The sequence below is a fragment of the Cytobacillus spongiae genome (genome assembly GCF_021390075.1).
On the sequence record NZ_CP089997.1, the window covers coordinates 1,668,083 to 1,689,445 of the forward strand.

At 39.1% G+C, this 21,363-nt stretch carries 18 protein-coding genes; all 18 read left to right on the forward strand.

Annotation, left to right across the window (positions count from 1 at the left end; all coding sequences use genetic code 11):
* Nucleotides 1-54: 54 nt before the first annotated feature.
* The 18 genes from truB (at nucleotide 55) to LS684_RS08555 (ending at nucleotide 21,191) form a co-directional block, all read left to right on the forward strand.
* Nucleotides 55-969, forward strand: coding sequence for a tRNA pseudouridine(55) synthase TruB (truB, locus tag LS684_RS08470; RefSeq protein ID WP_233811171.1), 915 nt, complete (start codon nucleotides 55-57; stop codon nucleotides 967-969).
* Nucleotides 970-1,009: 40 nt separating this feature from the next.
* Nucleotides 1,010-1,957 (forward strand): bifunctional riboflavin kinase/FAD synthetase, encoded by a 948-nt coding sequence (gene ribF, locus LS684_RS08475; protein WP_233811172.1) that lies wholly within the window; start codon nucleotides 1,010-1,012, stop codon nucleotides 1,955-1,957.
* Nucleotides 1,958-2,087: 130 nt separating this feature from the next.
* Entirely contained in the window at nucleotides 2,088-2,357 is a 270-nt protein-coding gene (gene rpsO / locus LS684_RS08480; protein ID WP_233811173.1) for a 30S ribosomal protein S15, read from the forward strand.
* Nucleotides 2,358-2,606: 249 nt separating this feature from the next.
* On the forward strand, nucleotides 2,607-4,727 hold the full coding sequence (pnp, locus tag LS684_RS08485; RefSeq protein ID WP_233811174.1) for a polyribonucleotide nucleotidyltransferase: 2,121 nt from the start codon (nucleotides 2,607-2,609) through the stop codon (nucleotides 4,725-4,727).
* Nucleotides 4,728-4,879: 152 nt separating this feature from the next.
* On the forward strand, nucleotides 4,880-5,836 hold the full coding sequence (locus LS684_RS08490; protein ID WP_233811175.1) for a polysaccharide deacetylase family protein: 957 nt from the start codon (nucleotides 4,880-4,882) through the stop codon (nucleotides 5,834-5,836).
* Nucleotides 5,837-5,937: 101 nt separating this feature from the next.
* The gene (locus tag LS684_RS08495) at nucleotides 5,938-7,176 is read left to right on the forward strand and encodes a M16 family metallopeptidase (protein ID WP_233811176.1); all 1,239 of its coding nucleotides are present in this window, start codon (nucleotides 5,938-5,940) and stop codon (nucleotides 7,174-7,176) included.
* Nucleotides 7,177-7,411: 235 nt separating this feature from the next.
* Nucleotides 7,412-7,657 (forward strand): YlmC/YmxH family sporulation protein, encoded by a 246-nt coding sequence (locus LS684_RS08500; RefSeq protein ID WP_233811177.1) that lies wholly within the window; start codon nucleotides 7,412-7,414, stop codon nucleotides 7,655-7,657.
* Between the two features lie 172 nt (nucleotides 7,658-7,829).
* Nucleotides 7,830-8,732 carry a dipicolinic acid synthetase subunit A gene (dpaA, locus tag LS684_RS08505; protein WP_233811178.1) on the forward strand — a complete coding sequence of 301 codons (903 nt, stop codon included), beginning with the start codon at nucleotides 7,830-7,832 and terminating at the stop codon, nucleotides 8,730-8,732.
* Complete coding sequence (locus LS684_RS08510) at nucleotides 8,729-9,328, forward strand: dipicolinate synthase subunit B (protein WP_233811179.1); 600 nt, start codon at nucleotides 8,729-8,731, stop codon at nucleotides 9,326-9,328. The genes dpaA and LS684_RS08510 overlap by 4 nt, the downstream gene beginning before the upstream one ends.
* Nucleotides 9,329-9,568: 240 nt before the next feature.
* Nucleotides 9,569-10,618, forward strand: a complete 1,050-nt coding sequence (gene asd / locus LS684_RS08515; RefSeq protein ID WP_233811180.1) for an aspartate-semialdehyde dehydrogenase — start codon at nucleotides 9,569-9,571, stop codon at nucleotides 10,616-10,618.
* Nucleotides 10,619-10,641: 23 nt separating this feature from the next.
* The gene (dapG, locus tag LS684_RS08520) at nucleotides 10,642-11,883 is read left to right on the forward strand and encodes an aspartate kinase (protein ID WP_233811181.1); all 1,242 of its coding nucleotides are present in this window, start codon (nucleotides 10,642-10,644) and stop codon (nucleotides 11,881-11,883) included.
* A 22-nt stretch (nucleotides 11,884-11,905) separates the two neighbouring features.
* Entirely contained in the window at nucleotides 11,906-12,784 is an 879-nt protein-coding gene (gene dapA, locus LS684_RS08525) for a 4-hydroxy-tetrahydrodipicolinate synthase (RefSeq protein ID WP_233811182.1), read from the forward strand.
* 294 nt (nucleotides 12,785-13,078) lie between these two features.
* Entirely contained in the window at nucleotides 13,079-14,740 is a 1,662-nt protein-coding gene (locus LS684_RS08530; protein ID WP_284701586.1) for a ribonuclease J, read from the forward strand.
* Nucleotides 14,741-15,379: 639 nt separating this feature from the next.
* Nucleotides 15,380-16,126 (forward strand): ClpP family protease, encoded by a 747-nt coding sequence (locus tag LS684_RS08535; RefSeq protein ID WP_233811183.1) that lies wholly within the window; start codon nucleotides 15,380-15,382, stop codon nucleotides 16,124-16,126.
* On the forward strand, nucleotides 16,123-16,335 hold the full coding sequence (locus tag LS684_RS08540) for a YlzJ-like family protein (RefSeq protein WP_233811184.1): 213 nt from the start codon (nucleotides 16,123-16,125) through the stop codon (nucleotides 16,333-16,335). The genes LS684_RS08535 and LS684_RS08540 overlap by 4 nt, the downstream gene beginning before the upstream one ends.
* 117 nt (nucleotides 16,336-16,452) lie before the next feature.
* A complete protein-coding gene (locus tag LS684_RS08545) occupies nucleotides 16,453-18,792 on the forward strand; it encodes a DNA translocase FtsK (protein WP_233811185.1) in 2,340 nt (779 codons plus the stop codon).
* A gap of 500 nt (nucleotides 18,793-19,292) precedes the next feature.
* On the forward strand, nucleotides 19,293-20,018 hold the full coding sequence (locus LS684_RS08550) for a GntR family transcriptional regulator (RefSeq protein WP_233811186.1): 726 nt from the start codon (nucleotides 19,293-19,295) through the stop codon (nucleotides 20,016-20,018).
* Nucleotides 20,019-20,105: 87 nt separating this feature from the next.
* Nucleotides 20,106-21,191: a BMP family lipoprotein gene (locus LS684_RS08555; protein WP_233811187.1), complete on the forward strand. Its 1,086-nt coding sequence runs from the start codon at nucleotides 20,106-20,108 to the stop codon at nucleotides 21,189-21,191.
* Nucleotides 21,192-21,363: the final 172 nt, after the last annotated feature.

A 21,363-nucleotide genomic window follows, 5' to 3' on the forward strand; every position in this document is an offset into this window, starting at 1 on the left:
CACATGAATATTGTTATTTTCTATCACTCATCACATCATTTAGGAGGAGACAGAATGGAAGGAATTCTACCTTTATTTAAGCCAAAGGGAATGACATCCCATGATTGTGTTTTTAAGTTAAGGAAGATCTTAAGAACAAAGAAGGTAGGACATACGGGTACGTTAGATCCGGATGTTACAGGTGTACTCCCCATCTGCATTGGACGAGCAACAAAGGTAGCAGAGTACATTACCGATGCGGGTAAAGCATATGAAGGAGAAGTGACGATCGGTTTTTCCACTACTACAGAAGATGCTTCAGGTGATGTAGTAGCAGAAAGAAAGGTATCTGGAAGCTTGAAAAGAGAAGACATTCTCGCAGTCATTCAATCACTTACTGGTGAAATTCAACAAACTCCACCGATGTACTCTGCAGTGAAAGTAAATGGGAAGCGTCTTTATGAGTATGCACGCCAAGGGATTGAAGTCGAGAGGCCAACGAGAAAAGTAACAATCTATTCCATCGAACTTTTAGATGACAGGGACGTATTTACAGGTGAGACGATTACGTTTAAGTTCCGCGTCAGCTGTAGTAAAGGCACATATATTCGAACACTAGCTGTCATGATGGGAGAGCAATTAGGATACCCAGCACATATGTCAGAATTAACAAGAATTCAATCTTCCTCTTTTGCAGTAAAGGATTGCTTAACATTTACGGAGATTGAAGAACATATGGAGAAGGGAACGATTGACGATGTTTTGCGACCTTTGGAAATGGCGCTTTCTCATTTGCCGAAATATCAAATAAATGATACAGTAGCAGAGAAAGTAAAAAACGGGGCGGTTTTGTCGATTCCTGCCGAATTATCTATGATTAAAGGACCTATAGCTATTGAAACATCTGACGGATTAGTGTTGGCAATTTATGAGCACCATCCGACAAAGCCTGGACTAATGAAACCGTCAAAAGTATTAAGAAATGACTGATCATAGTAGACGCTCTATATAGAAAAAGGTGAGTATCATTATGGAAGTAATTAAAATTCATCACCCTCATTCGTTTAATAAAGACGATTTCCCACCATTATCATTAGCCCTTGGGTACTTTGATGGGGTCCATTTGGGACATCAAAGGGTAATTAATCAAGCACAGACGGTTGCAAATCATAAAGGCCTCAAAAGTGCAGTGATGACCTTTGATCCGCATCCTTCTGTCATTCTTGGGAGAAGTACACAGCATGTAGAATATATCACGCCATTAGAAGAGAAATTGAATGTGATTGAGAAGCTGAACATTGACTATGTGTTTGTTGTTCATTTTACCCACGCATTTGCAAACTTACTTCCGCAGGAATTCATTGATCAGTATGTGATTAGCCTTAATGCGAAGCATGTTGTGGCTGGTTTTGACTATACATATGGAAAAATGGGAAAAGGAACAATGGAAACATTACCTTTCCATTCCCGCGAAGAGTTTGATTTTACAGTTGTTCCTAAGTTGACAAATGATGATGAGAAAATTAGCTCTTCCCTTATTCGTTCATTGATTCGGGAAGGAAAAACAGATCGACTACAAGGATTACTTGGTCGATATTATACGACTACGGGGATTGTCATTCATGGGGATAAGCGAGGGCGAACAATTGGTTTCCCAACTGCGAATATTGATGTGAATAGTGAGTACATTATTCCTCCTTTAGGTGTATATTCTGTAAGGATTCAAGTGGCAAATCTCTGGTACGAAGGTGTCTGTAATATCGGATATAAGCCTACTTTCCATACTGAATTAAAGAAGCCTTCAATTGAAGTGCACATCTTTGATTTCAATGAAGAAATCTATGGTCAAGAAGTTAAGATTGAATGGCATTCACATATAAGAAGTGAACAAAAATTTACAAGCATTGATGAGCTTGTCACTCAAATTGCACGGGACAAGCAGAAAGCATTAAGCTATTTTGAAAAAAACAGCGTTTAGTCTTGCTTTTTGTCATAAAAACGTGTATTCTAATTAACGTATCAAAAATGAACCTTTGCTTGGCTAGTTGAGACTCCGACGCTTGCTCAGTAACAGGGGATTATGATTATAATTTTAGGAGGCTAACATAATGGCAATTACACAAGAACGTAAAAATGAACTGATCAATGAATACAAAATTCATGAGAACGATACTGGATCTCCAGAAGTTCAAATCGCTGTCCTTACAGAACAAATCAATAACTTAAACGAACACTTACGTACTCACAAGAAAGATCATCACTCTCGTCGTGGTCTTCTTAAAATGGTAGGGAAACGTCGTAATCTTCAAACTTACCTACGTAACAAAGACATCCAACGTTACCGTGAGTTAATTACTAAACTTGGTTTACGTAGATAGTCAAAAGAAAGCGGGATTTTGTTCCCGCTTTTTTATTAGGAAAAAAAACATCAGTTTTTCATACATACATAATTGATTGTTTTATTTTAAGTATGAGAGAATATGGACATACTATAACTAATTTATGAGTCAATAAAAAGCATTATTATGCTTTTTTTCACTATACAAGAAGATATTAGCGAAATTTAAGTTGTTAGACTTCATCGCTATAACTCCGTAGTTTATATAGGTAGAGAGGGGTTTATTAATATGGAACAAGGTAAGCATGTCTATTCAATAGACTGGGCAGGTCGTAAGTTAACGGTAGAAATTGGCCAACTGGCTAAGCAAGCTAACGGCGCTGCATTAATTCGTTATGGAGAAACCGTTGTATTAAGTACGGCAACAGCTTCAAAAGAACCAAAAACTGTAGATTTCTTCCCGTTAACTGTTAATTATGAAGAGCGTTTATATGCAGTAGGGAAAATCCCAGGTGGTTTCATTAAGCGTGAAGGACGTCCAAGTGAAAAAGCTATTTTGGCGAGTCGATTAATTGACAGACCGATTCGTCCATTATTCGCAGATGGATTCCGTAATGAAGTACAAGTAGTAAGTATGGTTATGAGTGTGGACCAAGATTGCTCTTCTGAAATGGCAGCTATGTTTGGTTCTTCTTTAGCGTTAATGGTTTCCGATATTCCGTTCCAAGGGCCAATTGCTGGTGTTACAGTCGGTCGTATAGATGGAAATTTCATCATTAACCCTACTGTTGAACATTTGGAAAAGAGCGATATGAACCTAGTAGTGGCAGGAACGAAGGATGCCATTAATATGGTTGAAGCAGGTGCTGAAGAGGTTCCTGAAGAAGTAATGCTGGAAGCAATCATGTTCGGACACGATGAAATCAAGCGTTTAATTGAATTCCAAGAAAAAATCGTTGCTGAAATCGGGAAGCAAAATAGAGAAGTTACTCTATTTGAACTAGATAAAGAATTAGAAGCAGAGATTCGTGAAGCTTGTGAACAAGATCTAGTAAAAGCGATCCAAACGCAAGAAAAGCATGCTCGTGAGGAAGCAATTAAGGCCGTTAAAGATGAAATAATGGTTAAATATCAAGAGCAGGAAGCAACAGACGAAGACTTAAAACATGTGAAGCAAATCCTTGATAAGATGGTAAAAGGGGAAGTACGTCGTCTGATTACAGAAGAAAAAGTTCGCCCTGATGGCCGAAATCCAGATGAAATTCGTCCGTTATCTTCTGAAATTGATCTATTGCCACGCACACATGGTTCAGGGTTATTTACTCGTGGACAAACGCAAGCATTAAGTATTTGTACATTAGGGGCACTTGGAGATGTTCAAATTCTTGATGGTTTAGGAATTGAGGAAGAGAAGCGCTTCATGCATCACTATAATTTCCCTAATTTCAGTGTAGGTGAAACAGGACCAATGAGAGGACCAGGTCGTCGTGAAATTGGACATGGTGCCCTCGGAGAAAGAGCATTAGAACCAATTATTCCTTCAGAAAAGGACTTCCCATATACGATTCGTTTAGTATCAGAAGTACTTGAATCAAATGGTTCTACATCCCAAGCAAGTATCTGTGCAAGCACTCTTGCAATGATGGATGCAGGTGTTCCAATTAAAGCTCCGGTAGCTGGTATTGCTATGGGACTAGTTAAGTCTGGTGAACACTATACGATTTTAACAGACATTCAAGGGATGGAAGACCATCTAGGTGATATGGACTTCAAAGTAGCTGGTACAGCAAAAGGGGTAACAGCTCTACAAATGGACATCAAAATTGATGGACTTTCAAGAGAGATTCTTGAAGAAGCGTTGCAACAAGCGAAAAAAGGCCGTATGCAAATTCTTGAGTCCATGCTTGCGACTATTTCTGAACCGAGAGAAAGCTTGTCTGAATATGCTCCTAAGATCTTAATGATGAGTATTAATCCAGATAAAATCCGTGATGTAATTGGACCGAGCGGAAAACAAATTAATAAAATTATTGAAGAAACTGGCGTGAAAATTGACATCGAGCAAGACGGTACAGTTTTCATTTCCTCTGTAAATGAAGAAATGAATCAAAAAGCGAAGAAAATTATTGAAGACATCGTTCGTGAAGTTGAAGTTGGTCAAATGTACTTAGGAAAAGTAAAACGTATTGAAAAATTCGGTGCATTTGTTGAACTATTTAGCGGTAAGGATGGTTTAGTTCATATTTCTGAATTAGCTGAAGAACGAGTTGGCAAGGTGGAGGATGTTGTTAAGCTAGGAGATGAAATTCTAGTTAAGGTGATGGAAATCGACAGACAAGGCCGTGTGAATTTATCTCGTAAAGTCGTCTTGAAAGAGCAAAAAGAACAGCAAGAGCAAGCAGGAAAGTAAGTAAAAGTCAGGGGGAACCCTGACTTTTAGTGTTTTATAAAGGATGGCAGCTGAAGATTGACCTTTTTGGATTAATTGTACATAGATTATCTGCGCAGAACGTTCTACCTTGTCCTCCCTCTTCATAATCTTAAAGTGAAGGAGGCTGAACTATGAGGAAGTTCGTTTCAATTGTCGTCATTTTGGCTATCGCCTTTTTAATTACAAATAATTCATATACAGATGTATATGTCACGCACTTAAAACAGATGGAAGCCGTTGCTGTAACGAGTCAAAAGGATTCTCTTTTCCAAGAGATCATTGAAAAGGCAAAGGGTTATGAGGTTGAGCCAGTTGATGCGAAGGTAGATCCTGTTTGGAAAGCAATACCTGGCTATAATGGGCTAAAAGTGGATGTAAAGGCTTCCCATGAAAAAATGAAAAAAACAGGGGAGTTTGATCAGTCAAAGCTTGTTTTTAACCAAGTTCCACCTAAGGTCAATTTAACAGACCTCCCGCCAACACCAGTATATAAAGGACATCCTGATAAACCGATGGTTAGCTTTATTGTAAATGTAGCTTGGGGAAATGAGTATCTATCTGATATTTTAGCTACGTTAAAAAAGCATAAAGTGAAGGTGAGTTTTTTTCTAGAAGGTAGATGGGTTCAAAACAATCCAGAACTTGCTAAAATGATTGTAGATGGTGGGCATGAAGTCGGGAATCATTCCTTTACACATCCTGATATGCAAAAGATTTCATCAGCTCGGATTCGGGAGGAGATCAAGAAAACAAATGATGTCATTGAGGCTACAACAGGAAAAGTTAGTACATGGCTCGCCCCTCCAAGTGGAAGTTATCGAGATGAAGTCGTGCAAATCGCTGCAACTGAATTCAAATTAGGTACAGTTATGTGGAGTGTTGATACAATTGACTGGAGAAAGCCAAGTCCAGATGAATTGATTCAACGAGTAATGAGCAAGGTACATAATGGAGCTTTGATCCTTATGCATCCAACTGCATCTACGGCCAATGCGTTAGATCAGCTCATTATCCAATTAAAAGCTAAAAAACTTCAAATCTCTACGGTTTCCGATTTAGTAAATACCGAACGAATTATACAAAAATAACGTAATTAACGAGCGTATTTTGGAAAAAATAGCTATAATAAGATATACTAACAGTTCAAGTAAATGAACAAGCAGCAGGTTTTAGAACAGGAGGAGTTTTCGTGATTAAAAGATACACTTGTCAAAATGGAGTAAGAGTCGTGCTAGAAAACATTCCAACAGTACGCTCCGTTGCGATTGGAGTTTGGATCGGAACTGGATCAAGAAATGAAACACCTCAAAACAATGGGATTTCTCATTTTTTAGAGCATATGTTTTTTAAAGGAACCAAAACAAGAACGGCAAGAGAAATAGCGGAGTCATTCGATAGCATTGGTGGACAAGTAAATGCGTTCACATCAAAGGAGTATACATGCTACTATGCGAAAGTGTTGGACACCCATTCAAAATATGCATTAGAAGTACTTGCAGACATGTTCTTTAACTCTACTTTTGACGAAGAAGAGCTAAAGAAAGAAAAGAACGTCGTCTATGAAGAAATTAAAATGTACGAGGATACACCAGATGACATCGTGCATGATGTTTTAAGTAAAGCAGTTTACAGCCAGCATTCACTTGGCTATCCAATTTTAGGTACAGAAGAAACGCTATCCACCTTTACAAGTGAAACATTAAAGCATTATATGCATCATACATATACACCGGAAAATGTCGTTATATCAATTGCAGGGAATATTGAAGAGAGCTTTATTAAAGATGTTGAAATGCTTTTTGGTTCTTATGAAGGTGGGAAACAAGAGCAAACCGAACAATTGCCAGAATTCCACACGAACAAGCTTGCAAGAAAGAAAGAAACAGAACAAGCACACTTATGTATCGGATATGAAGGGTTAAAGGTTGGACATGAGGATGTATATAGCCTGATTGTCCTTAACAATATTTTAGGCGGTAGTATGAGTAGCCGATTATTTCAAGATGTAAGAGAACAAAAGGGGTTAGCCTACTCTGTATACTCTTACCACTCTGCTTTTCAGGATAGTGGAATTGTTACCATTTATGGGGGAACAGGAGCAAAGCAGCTAAATGTTCTATTTGAAACCATTCAAGAAACGCTAACTAAGCTAAAGCAAGAAGGAATTACCGATAAAGAGCTGAGCAATAGCAAAGAGCAGCTGAAAGGAAGCTTAATGCTTAGTCTAGAGAGCACTAATAGTCGAATGAGCCGAAATGGCAAAAACGAGCTAATCCTAGGTCGTCATCGTTCATTAGATGAAATCGTCAATCAAATCGACCAGGTCACGAAGTCAGGTGTTGATCAATTGGCAAACAACATCTTTAAGGATCAATATGCTGTCGCCCTTATTAGTCCAGACGGAACTCTACCTAACCAATTAAAGTAAATAAAGCCATAACAGCTTGCTCGTTTTCGAGTGAGCTTTTTTATGGGATAAATTGTGCCCACTGTGAATTGTGGGGAAGGAGCACAAGGTGGTGGTTTTTTCCCATAGCATAAGCAGTCCATTTTCATAGCTAAAATTCACGTGGAGCAAAATCTTTCCTAAGAAATGCTTCTAAAACGACCGATATGCAGATACATATATAGAGAGGACAACATTATCGAAAGTGGTGAGTTGATTGCGACTTAGCGAACTGAGCGGTAAGGAAATTGTGGATGTGAAGCAAGCAGAGCGGCTAGGCGTTTTAGGGCAAACCGATCTGGAAATTAATGTTTCCAATGGGCAAATTCAAGCATTATTAATTCCATCCTTAAAATGGTTTGGTTTTCGAAAACAAGGGGGAGAAGTCAGAGTTCCTTGGAGACATATTAAGAAAATTGGAAATGATATGATCATCATTGATATCCCAGATGAAGAGTCATGAGGAGATTGGCGAGTGTCAATCTTCTTTTTTTTTGTGCGTTTACTTACATTATTCTATTTTAATTCCCTAGGAAAACTCACCGATTGAGGTATAGCCACATAAGATGTTGAAGTAGTTCGACATATCAGTTCCTGTTTAGAATTAGGACTTTTTAAAAGAAGGTGAATATAACATGCTGACAGGGATGCATATTGCCGTCATCGGTGGTGACGCTAGACAATTAGAGATTATACGTAAATTAACCGAACTAGATGCAAAGCTCTCGTTAGTCGGATTTGAGCAGCTTGATCATGCATTTACGGGTGCAGTAAAAGAAAAAATCGATGAAGTGGATTTTTCCAACATGGACGCAATCATATTACCTGTTCCAGGTACGAATTTAGATGGTCAGATCGATACGATTTTTTCGAACGAAAGGGTTTTTCTACTGGAAGAAATGCTAAATAAAACACCATCCCATTGTACGGTATACTCTGGCATTACCAATAATTATTTGAATTCAATTACGAAGAAAGCAAATAGAAAACTAGTTCAATTATTTGAGCGTGACGACGTAGCCATCTATAATTCGATACCTACCGTTGAAGGAACTATCATGATGGCCATACAGCATACGGACTTTACGATTCACGGATCTAAGCTTGTGGTCCTTGGACTTGGGCGAGTTGGAATGAGTGTAGCTAGAACATTTCAATCATTAGGTGCAAAAGTAAAAGTAGGAGCTCGGAAATCTGAGCATATTGCACGTATTACAGAAATGGGATTAGAGCCATTTCATTTAACTGACTTAGAGCAAGCAGTCTATGACGTAGATATTTGTATTAATACGATTCCCCATCAAATTGTCAATGCTTCCGTTATTTCGAAAATGCCGGCGCATACGTTAATCATTGACCTGGCCTCAAAGCCGGGTGGGACAGATTTTAGATATGCTGAAAAGCGAGGAATTAAAGCATTGCTTGCTCCTGGGTTGCCAGGAATTGTTGCTCCAAAAACAGCAGGGCAAATCTTGGCAAACGTTCTATCTCAGTTATTAAAGGATGACTTTGCAAATAGAAAGGGGAAAGCAACATGAGTTTAAATGGTAAACGAATTGGATTTGGGTTAACAGGTTCACACTGCACATATGATGCTGTATTTCCCGAAATAGAAAAGTTGGTAAATGCAGGAGCTGAAGTATTGCCCGTTGTATCCCATACGGTAAAACATACAACTACACGATTTGGAAAAGGAGAAGATTGGGTTCAACGCATAGAAGATCTAACAGGTAATAAAGTCATTGACTCAATTGTTGGTGCAGAGCCACTTGGGCCGAAAATCCCATTAGATTGTATGGTTGTTGCTCCGATTACAGGAAATACAATGAGTAAATTTGCGAATGCTATGACTGACTCTCCAGTATTGATGGCAGCTAAAGCCACATTAAGAAATCAAATGCCTGTGGTTTTAGGAATATCAACAAATGATGCATTAGGATTAAATGGAGTCAATTTAATGAGATTGATGGCTACCAAGAATATTTACTTTATTCCATACGGACAGGATGATCCTGTTAAGAAACCGAACTCAATGGTAGCCCGCATGACGATGCTCTCACATACCATTGAAGAAGCGATGAAAGGAAAGCAAATTCAACCAGTTATTGTGGAACGCTTTCGAGATGGTAATTAGCCCCTCTACTTTTTTCTAGCAACGCAATAAAATGTTTATTCTTTTAAAAATGAATATGTTAAAATAAGTGTTATTATAAGGATCAGCTATCATGGATATGGCAGTCAATTGAACAGGATAACAAGACGGTGGTCTATGATATGACCGCCGTCTCTTGTAAGTGTCATCATGGATCCTTCAAACCTTTATTTGCTAGAAAATGGAGAAGCCAAATATAGAAAACTGGAAGGGGAATATCATATGGAACAAGTGAAAGGTTTCCACGTTGCCGTCGTTGGGGCAACTGGTGCGGTTGGACAACAAATGCTAGACACTTTGAAAAAGCGTCAATTTCCTATATCAAAGCTAACACTTCTATCTTCAGCGAGATCAGCAGGAACGAAGGTTGAGTTTAACGGAGAAGAAGTCATTATACAAGAAGCAAAACCAGAGAGCTTTGAAGGTGTTGATATTGCTCTTTTCAGTGCAGGCGGAAGTGTCTCTAAAGAGCTTGCTCCAGAAGCGGTTAAGCGAGGCGCAATCTGTGTAGATAACACAAGTGCCTTTCGGATGGACGAAAATGTACCATTAGTTGTACCCGAAGTAAATGAAGCAGATCTAATGAATCATCATGGAATCATTGCCAATCCTAATTGCTCGACGATTCAAATGGTTGTTGCATTAGAACCGATTCGTCAACAATACGGCTTAGAGAAAATCATTGTATCAACTTATCAAGCTGTATCTGGTTCAGGGGCGGCAGCCGTTGAAGAATTATATGAACAAACAAAAGCAATCATTAACAACGAGGAATTCGAACCGAAGATTTTGCCTGTGAAATCAGATGAAAAACATTATCAAATTGCGTTCAATGCGATTCCTCAAATAGATAAATTTGTAGACAATGGCTTTACTTATGAAGAAATGAAGATGATCAATGAAACGAAAAAAATCATGCATCTTCCAGAATTAAAAGTAGCAGCAACTTGTGTTCGTCTTCCAGTTGCAACAGGTCACTCCGAATCAGTCTATTTTGAAGTGAACGAAAATGGATCATCAGTTGAAGATGTGAAAGCTCTACTTGAAAAAGCAAAGGGTGTAGTACTTCAAGATGATCCAGGCAATCAAGTATACCCTATGCCGAATGAATGTGTAGGAAAGAACGATGTGTTTGTCGGTCGAATTCGCAAAGACTTAGATTCAGACAATGGCTTCCATATGTGGGTTGTGTCCGATAACTTATTAAAAGGTGCAGCATGGAACTCCGTACAAATTGCAGAAAGCTTAGTTAAGCTCGGATTGGTGAAATAATTGAAACGCTTAGAGGTGTTACGATGAAGATAATCGTTCAGAAATTTGGAGGCACTTCAGTCAAAGACGAAAAAAGTCGGAATCATGCAAAGAATCATATTCAAAAGGCAGTGAAAGAGGGCTATAAAGTAGTGGTTGTCGTATCAGCAATGGGGAGAAAAGGTGAACCGTATGCTACGGATACACTCTTATCTCTAGTTGGTAGCAGCCATGCGAAAATTAGCAAACGAGAAACTGACCTTCTACTTTCGTGCGGTGAAACGATTTCAAGTATTGTTTTCACAAATATGCTAGTAGAAAATGGCTTAAAAGCATCTGCCCTTACAGGTGCTCAAGCAGGATTCAAAACGAATAATGACTTTACGAATGCGAAAATCGTTGAAATGAAGTGTGATCGTCTATTAAAGGAATTAAAGGATCATGACGTGATTGTTGTAGCAGGCTTCCAAGGTGCAAATGAAAATGGAGATACAACGACAATTGGACGTGGTGGAAGTGACACTTCTGCTGCTGCATTAGGAGCAGCATTAGACGCAGAGTGGATTGATATTTTTACAGATGTAGAGGGCATTATGACAGCTGATCCTAGGATTGCTGAAAATGCAAGACCCTTATCGGTTGTTACTTATACAGAGGTTTGCAATATGGCCTATCAGGGTGCGAAGGTGATTCATCCACGTGCCGTCGAAATTGCCATGCAAGCGAAAGTGCCAATTCGCATCCGTTCCACTTATTCTGATGGTCTTGGTACGCTTGTAACGACTATTAATAAAAATCGTGGTAGTGATATTAAAGAAAGAATGGTGACAGGTATTGCTCATCTTTCGTCTGTCACGCAAATTAAAGTATTCGCAAAAAAAGATCAATACAATCTTCAAACTGAAGTCTTTAAAGCAATGGCAAATGAGCAGATTAGCGTTGATTTTATCAATATTTCTCCGAACGGTGTAACATATACGGTGACGGAAGAGGTTACGGAAAAAGCAATCGCTGTACTCAAGAGCCTCGGCCATGAGCCGGTTGTTGAAAGAGAATGTGCAAAGGTTTCTGTAGTAGGTGCGGGAATTGCAGGTGTTCCTGGGGTAACGTCCAGGATCGTAACGGCGCTTTCAGAGCAGGGAATCCGCATCCTCCAATCGGCAGACAGTCATACAACCATCTGGGTTCTTGTGAAAGAAGAAGACCTTGTAAAGGCTGTAAATGCGTTACATGATGCGTTTCAGCTAGAGCAAGAGCTATCTGAATTCGAGCGAACAGAATATTAAGCAAGGTTTAAGGAGTGGAATAATGGTATTATTTGGTCGCGTTTCAACGGCAATGGTAACCCCTTTTGACAGTAAAGGTCATATTGACTTTAGCAAAACAACACACCTAGTAAATTATCTAATAGAGAATGGTACAGACTCACTTGTCGTTGCAGGAACAACAGGTGAGTCTCCGACACTTTCAAAAGAAGAGAAGCTGGCATTATTCCGTCATGTAGTAAAGGTAGTGGATAAACGAGTTCCCGTTATTGCTGGAACAGGTAGTAATAACACCTATGCAACCATTGAGCTTACGAAAAAAGCAGAGGAAATTGGTGTAGATGCGGTCATGATTGTGGCTCCATATTACAATAAACCAAATCAAGAAGGCTTATATCAGCATTTTAAAGCGGTTGCTGAAAGCACGAAATTGCCTGTAATGGTTTATAACATTCCGGGTCGCTCTGTCGTTACGATATCCCCTGAAACAATTATCCGCTTATCTAAGATAGACAATATCGTTGCTGTAAAAGAAGCAAGTGGAAACTTAAATGCTATGACAGAAATTATCGCAAATACAGCTGATGAATTTTTACTTTATAGTGGGGATGATGGGCTTACTTTACCTGTTCTTTCTATAGGAGGGGTAGGAATTGTATCTGTTGCATCTCATATTATCGGAAATGAAATGCAAGCGATGATCGAGGCGTTTTATTCGGGTGATACGGAAAAAGCAGCTCTTCTTCACCAAAAGCTCCTCCCAGTAATGGAAGGACTTTTCACTGCACCTAGTCCAACGCCAGTCAAAACGGCTCTTCAATTGAAAGGGCTAGATACAGGCTCGGTTCGACTTCCGTTAGTGCCCCTAACGGAACAAGAACGATTAGAATTAATTAACTTATTGAAAAATGAGCTTTCATAAAGAATAGGCATTTCAAAGGTAATAAGAGGCTTTTAAAAGGCTAGGAAAATTCCCCTTTTAAAAGCCTCTTTTCATTTGCTCAGCTCAGCCATGTGACTTGTGAGCAGGACACGCTTCATGAAAAACATTCCTAATCGAACCGTTCGTTCCCTTCTCTCGTATGTCTCAATGGAATTGTTACGTGTGAGAGGCTATTAGAATTAGATAATTTTGGTTGTAAAGGATTTCATTGTTCAAGTATAATAATCATAACTGATTTCGATCGGAACAGCGCAGGCATAGGAGGAACTCAAATTGATTAAGAGAAAGAACGAAAGTATTAAGCTAATGGCACTAGGTGGAGTAGGTGAGCTTGGGAAGAATATGCATCTAGTCGAAGTGGACGAGGACATTTTTGTTATAGATGCAGGACTCATGTTCCCAGAGAATGAAATGCTCGGTATTGATATTGTTATCCCAGATTTCACCTATTTAAAGCAGAATAAGCATCGTGTGAAAGGGATCTTTCTTACCCACGGCCATGAGGACCACATCGGAGCTTTATCCTATATCCTTCGGGAACTGAAAGTACCTGTATATGGGACAAAACTAACGAACGCACTTGCTAAGGCGAAAATGAAAGAACAAGATTTTAAAGGTGGAGCGGAGTTTATTGAAATTACTTCTCAGACAATTCTTTCATTTGATACGGTGGATATTTCATTTTTTAAAACGACACACAGTATTCCAGACTCGGTAGGTGTTTGCATACATACGTCTGAAGGAGCCATTGTACATACTGGAGATTTTAAGTTTGATCAAGCTGTAGGAGATTTATATAAACCAGAAATCGGAAAGATGGCAAGCATAGGAGAAAAAGGGGTTCTTTGTCTTTTATCAGATAGTACCGAAGCGGAAAAGCCGGGTTATACAGTATCTGAAGCAATAATCGCAAGAGAGCTTAAAGATCAATTTTACAATGCTGAAGGAAGAATTATTGCAGCATGCTTTGCATCTGACTTGAATCGAATTCAACATGTATTGGATGCAGCCTATGAAAGTAGAAGAAAAGTAGTAGTAGTCGGGAAGAGCTTACAACGAATAAATGATATAGCCATTGACCTTGAGTATTTACATGTTCCAGAGGAGTTAATCATCCCAGTTTCCGAGATGAAGGAATGTCAAGACAATGAACTGGTTATCTTAACGACTGGAATGCAAGGAGAACCAATTGAAGCACTACAAAAAATGGCAAAACAAGTCCATAAGCAAGTAAACATTCAGCATGGCGATACTGTATTTCTAGCTGCTTCCCCGCTTAAAGGCTATGAAGTTTTTATCTATAAAACGGTAGATATGCTTTATAGAGCTGGTGCAACTGTAATTAAAGGCTCTATGAATACATCAAGTCATGGAAGCCAAGAAGAACTAAAGTTTATGATGAATTTAATGAATCCTCGCTTTTTTATTCCTGTGCACGGAGAATACCGAATGCTAAAAGCGCATATGAAGATAGCGAAGGAGTGCGGATTAACAGATGATCGGATCATTATTCCTGAAAAAGGGGAAGTTATTGAAATCAAAGATGATACGATGAAACCGATTGGGAAAATTCCATCAGGGAATGTCTTAATAGATGGAAGTGGCGTTGGTGATGTTGGAAATATAGTTTTACGTGATCGCCGATTACTTTCCCAGGATGGAATTCTTATCGTAGTCGTTACATTAAATAAATTTGAAAAGAAAATTACTGCTGGACCAGAAATCATTTCTCGTGGATTTGTGTATGTACGAGAATCAGAAAAGTTAATGGAAGAATCGACGAAATTAGTAAAAGAAATCGTTGAAAAAAACCTGGCTGCTCCATCGTTCGATTGGTCGACCATTAAGCAGGATATGCGCGATGTATTAAACCAATCCCTTTATGAAAAAACAAAGCGCAGACCAATGATTCTTCCAATAATTATGGAAGTTTAACATTTAAAGAGCTGGACTAATTCCATTTATTTGGAATTAGTCTGGCTTTATTTTTGTTTTGTCGTCCTCTTTTGCTTCTATTGTTGTCCCATTAGTCAAAGAGTCCCGTATAAGGACTTAGTTTGATTGATTGTTGCTATGACATTATGGGTATCACCCATTGCAAATTTGATTACCTATATTAAAAAATATAAACCGTTCAATTCCCTTAAAAAGTCAGGGAATTGAACGAATTATTGTTTGTCTAGTATAGAGGTCTAGTAGCACTAGGTTGATTGGAACGGAAGGTGCGTAGACTCCTGCGGGAACATCGGGACAGGTGGAGACCACGCAGGCGCTTTAGCGCTGAGAGGCTCACCGCACGCCCCCGCGGAAAGCGAAGCATCCTGGAGTGGAAATCAACCGGCCCTATAAATCAACTTTCCTATTTAGGACTTTGTCAATGACTTCTCTTAGATGGCGGCATTTTTCTGGATTTATACGGAAGAAGTGAACTCATCATGGTATAAAAACATGACGGTTTGTGAAAGCAGTTTGTTTCAATATTTTTCCTTTGCTGATATTTCTTCCACGTCTTCGCATGAAAACCAGCAATTGGATTCATACTAGTTGTATCATGCTTGAAGGGAGAAAGTTAGGATGGATATGCAAAATAACCAGAATGCGGAAGAAGGTCAAGGTCAGCCAAAAGAAGAAAACAAACCATCAGGATTGATGGAGAAAATACAGCAATTAGGTCAAACGAATGTTCCTCAGCTCTCTCAGGACTCAAAGATCCACTGTTTAACAATCGTTGGTCAAATTGAGGGCCATATTCAATTACCACCACAAAATAAAACAACTAAATATGAACATATCATCCCGCAAATTGTCGCAATCGAGCAAAACCCAAAGATTGAAGGCTTACTAGTCATATTAAATACAGTGGGGGGAGATGTGGAAGCTGGATTGGCTATTTCTGAGATGCTAGCCTCATTATCTAAGCCTACCGTATCGATTGTACTTGGTGGAGGTCACTCGATCGGTGTTCCAATAGCAACTAGTTGTGATTATTCCTTTATTGCAGAAACAGCTACAATGACAATTCACCCGATCCGTTTAACGGGACTTGTTATCGGAGTACCTCAAACCTTTGAATATTTAGATAAGATGCAAGAGCGTGTCGTAAGCTTCGTGACGAAACACTCGAATATTTCAGAGGGGAAATTTAAGGACTTAATGTTCGATAAAGGAAATTTAACTAGAGATATTGGTACAAATGTAATTGGAACAGATGCTGTGGAGTATGGATTAATTGATGCAGTAGGTGGAGTAGGTCAAGCGATGAAAAAGCTGAATGAATTAATCGAGATGAATAATAATAAAAATGAGGGGATTGTGCAATGATCCTATATACGATGATGCCGCAAGAATTAGTCTATCCTACAGAGCCGTCGGAAATGGAAAAGCACAAGGTCGTATCTTATGATGGGATTCCCCTTTTAGTTGAGATGGGAGAGGATCAATGCTATCAAGTCATTCGCGTTTTAAGTAGCGATCCAAGTCATTACCTAGATAGCAGGTGTATTCCAGGGGCAAAAATTCCTTATGCCTAGCATTGTTCCCACTTTCTAGATAAGCTATAATAGAATTACTAGATGAAGAAAAAGCAGCCCAAGTATAGGCTGCTTTCTTTTTTACCATCGTAATCTACATAATAACAAGGTGATCAAATGGCCAAGAACAAGAAAAGACAAACAAGAAAAAAAGACACTATGAAAAGGACCATCCAATTCGAATTAATCGCTCTTCTCTTATTAGCACTCTCGCTAATTTCCATGGCAAAGCTTGGTGCGGTTGGGAAATCGACTGTACTATTCTTTCGTTTTTTTATGGGAGAATGGTATATCTTAAGCTTAATTGGATTGATAGTATACAGCGGTTACTTAATGTGGAAGCGAGAACGCCCTTTTTTGTTCCACAATAAGCTAATTGGTGTTTACTTAATGGTTGCTGCAATCCTTCTATTAAGCCACATTACATTGTTCCATCTGCTTTCAAACGATGGAAAATTTGATAATCCAAGTGTGATAGCGAACACTTGGGAATTATTTTGGATGGAAGTAAGAGGGGAAACGAGTACTACGGACCTTGGTGGAGGAATGACAGGTGCTCTCTTGTTTGCTATCTCCTATTTTCTCTTTGATGAAGCAGGCACTCGAATGATTGCTGTCGTTCTAATTTTGATAGGGTTTATTTTACTCACAGGTAAAACATTTGGTGAAACAGTGGGAAAACTGTTTGTTTCAATCGGCCGATTTTTTAAAAATCAATGGAATGCGTTCACTTCAGACGTAAAGGAATGGAAGCAAAAGCTAGTTGATCAACGGGAAGCACGAAAAGCAGACAAGCACTCTCGCCAAGAAGAAGAGAAAACGGAAGCAGTAATTCAAATCAATAGTCGAGTCCAAGAAGAAGAGCGAGTGCCGTCCGAACCGCTTATTTCTAGTTTTGCTGAAAGAGCATATGAGCAGCAAGAGCTAGATCTTGGCATTCCAAAGACACATAGAAAGACAGAGAATGAAGAAAAAGTAAAAATAGAGGAAGAAACCTCACCACCCATTACATTCACTGAAGTTGAAAATACTGATTACGAACTGCCCCCAATCAAACTATTGAAATTGCCAAGGCAAACAGATCAAAGTGGTGAGTATGAATTAATCCATGCCAATGCGGCTAAGCTAGAAAGAACTTTTCAGAGCTTTGGTGTGAAAGCACGAGTAACTCAGGTTCACTTAGGACCAGCTGTTACGAAATATGAGGTTCATCCCGATGTAGGGGTTAAAGTGAGTAAGATTGTAAACTTGAGTGATGATCTGGCACTTGCATTAGCAGCAAAGGACATACGAATCGAAGCACCAATTCCAGGTAAATCCGCTATTGGAATTGAAGTGCCAAATTCAGAAGTAGCGATGGTTTCGCTTAGAGAAGTACTCGAGTCGAAGCAAAATGAGAAGCCAGAAGCAAAATTATTAATAGGGTTAGGTAGGGATATCACAGGTGAAGCTGTCCAAGCTGAACTAAACAAGATGCCCCATTTACTTGTTGCTGGTGCAACAGGTAGTGGAAAAAGTGTATGCATTAACGGAATCATTACGAGTATCTTAATGCGTGCCAAACCGCATGAAGTCAAATTAATGATGATTGATCCAAAAATGGTAGAGCTCAATGTCTATAATGGTGTCCCACATTTGTTAGCACCCGTCGTAACCGACCCGAAAAAAGCGTCACAAGCACTAAAAAAAGTGGTAGGTGAAATGGAGAGACGCTATGAGTTATTTTCCCATACAGGTACAAGGAATATTGAGGGATATAATGAGCATGTCAAGCGACACAATGCTGAAGAGGGAGATAAGCAGCCATTACTTCCTTATATTGTAGTGATTGTGGACGAGCTTGCAGATCTAATGATGGTTGCCTCTTCAGATGTGGAAGACGCCATCACGCGATTAGCGCAAATGGCTCGCGCAGCAGGAATTCACTTAATTATAGCGACACAAAGGCCATCTGTAGACGTCATTACAGGCGTCATTAAAGCTAATATTCCATCGAGAATTGCATTTGCCGTCTCCTCTCAAACCGATTCAAGAACAATCCTCGATATGGGTGGAGCCGAGAAGCTACTTGGAAGAGGGGATATGCTGTTTCTACCTGTTGGTGCTTCTAAGCCTATCCGCGTTCAAGGAGCTTTCTTATCCGATGAGGAAGTGGAAGAAATAGTGGATTTTGTCATTGGACAACAAAAGGCTCAATACCAGGAAGAAATGATTCCAGAGGATGTCCCAGAAACAATGATAGAGGTGGATGATGATCTGTATGATGAGGCAGTTGAGTTAATTCTCGAGATGCAAACAGCAAGCGTCTCCATGCTACAAAGACGTTTTAGAATTGGTTATACAAGAGCTGCTCGGTTAATTGATGAAATGGAAGCAAGAGGGGTTGTCGGCCCATATGAGGGAAGTAAGCCAAGAGCAGTACTCGTAACAAAACCGAAAGAAGAAGCAAGCTCATAGGCATAAATCGGTGAACACAGGTAATAGGACTGTAGTCAAACACAAATTATTTTTGTGATTGTCTACAGTCGTTTTTGTATAGAGAAATAGTATGAAAAAATAATCTCCGAAACTGATGGGCAAAAACCATGAGCGGAAATCACTCTATTTCCCTTCTCAATTCTCCTCAAATAATCATCAAAGAGACCGATCAATGATATCTGAATCTATTGGCAACAAACGAAATTAATCGGTATATACCGGCTTTTTCTACTTACATGTCATACTATTAAAAACGCTTTCAAATGCGCATATTTCCCGTAAATAGGAGATACTGGATTGAATTGCGATTTCAACTTCCTAAATATGTATAAATAGCAACGAAAGACCTAACTTTTTCGACATTATTCGAAATCTCTATTTATTTATTACGAAAAAAGTGTTATATTATTTTCGATTAGTAGGAAAGATTGAACATCAGAGGTCTGATGTCTTGAGAAAAAGTCTTGGAGGAAACCTGCATGTCCATTAAGTCAGATAACAGACACTTATATTTACAAGTCATCGATCGCTTGAAGAGAGATATCGAAGGCGGCTTGTATAAAGAGAAGGAAAAGCTGCCATCGGAATTTGAACTAGCGAAAGAGCTTGGAGTGAGCCGTGCGACACTTCGTGAAGCGTTACGTATTCTAGAAGAAGAAAACGTTATCACAAGGCGCCATGGAGTAGGAACGTTTGTAAATGCGAAGCCTCTTTTCACTTCAGGTATTGAACAGTTATATAGTGTGACAAGTATGATTGAACAGGCAGGAATGAAGCCAGGAACGATTTTTTTAAGCTCAGCCACTCAAAATGCTGCTGAAGAGGATATCCGAAGATTCGCATGCATGGAAGAAGAAGCAATCGTGGTCATCGAAAGAGTTCGAACTGCAAATGGAGAGCCGGTTGTATACTGCGTAGATAAAGTACCAGAGAAAATACTTCCTGACACGTTCTCACATGGACGAGAATCGCTCTTTAAGATTCTAGAGGAAGAAGCAAACAGGAAAATAACTTATGCGGTGGCTCAAATTGAACCAGTTGGTTATCATGAAAAAATATCTTCTATTTTGGATTGTGAGCCTGAGACGGCGTTGCTTGTTCTGAAACAAATGCATTTTGATGAAATGGATGAGCCAATCCTTTTTTCGGTAAACTATTTTCGAGCAGATAAGTTTAGCTTTCATGTCTTGAGAAAGAGAATATAATTTTTTGAAAGCAATGAAAGCGAAAACATTATTGTTGGAAGAGGTTTCCTACTACCAATCATACTAAATTTCTAGGGGGTACAAATCTTGAAAAAGCGTAAATTAGGTTTAGCTCTTTCACTTGTCCTTGCTGCTGGAACGATTTTAGGAGCTTGTGGGAAAGACGAAGGTAAAGAAGAAGGAGGAGCTTCAAAGGATGCTCCTGACTTTAAAGTTGGTCTTGTAACAGATACAGGCGGTGTTGATGATAAGTCATTCAACCAATCTGCTTGGGAAGGTCTTAAAAAGTTCGGTGATGAATATAGCCTAGAAGAAGGCAAAGGCTTCCGTTACTTACAGTCTGAAAAAGAAGCAGATTATATTCCAAACTTAGGTAAATTTGCTGATGGTGGTTATGACTTAACTTTCGCAGCAGGATTCCTACTAGAAGATGCAGTTCAAACAGCTGCTGAGCAAAACACTGAAGCACACTTTGCATTAATCGATAGCCTTTTAGCTGATGAAAACTGGAACACAGTTTGGTTAGACAACGTGGCAAACGTTACATTTGAAGAGCAACAAGGCTCATTCCTTGTTGGGGTTGTTGCAGCTAAACATTCAAAGACTGGCAAAGTTGGATTCGTAGGTGGAGTTGACTCTCCATTAATCAAAAAGTTCGAGAACGGATTTAAAGCTGGTGTTAAATCTGTGAACCCTGATATTGAAGTAATTTCACAATATGCTGGTGATTTCAACAAGCCAGAAATCGGAACTAGCATCGCTTCTACTATGTACACACAAGGTGCGGATATTATTTATCATGCTGCTGGTGGTACTGGTAATGGTGTATTCACTGAAGCTAAGAACCGTAAAGCAAACGGTGAAGATGTTTGGGTAATCGGTGTAGACCGTGACCAACATGAAGAAGGTATGCCTGAGAACGTAACATTAACTTCTATGATTAAGCGTGTAGACGTTGCTGTATATGAGCTTTCTAAAATGGCTCTAGATGAAAAATTCCCTGGTGGAAAAGAAACAGTATTCGGTCTTGAAGAGGATGCAGTTGGGATTGCTCCTACAACTGAAAACGTAAGTAAAGAAGCTCTTGATCTAGTAAAAGAGTACCAAGAAAAGATCTTAGCTGGCGAAATTACTGTTCCTAAAACAGACGAAGAATTCAAAACGTTCAAGTAATCTAACGGTTTAGTTGTGAAGGCTAGTGGATAACTACTAGCCTTCACATTTCAGCTTTTTAAGTGCTTTTTGAAATAATCTGATTATTCATTTATATTTTCACATGGTGTGATCATGTGAAAATATAAGTTTTAATAATTAATTCAACTACCTTTGCGATTTGGGAGTGATA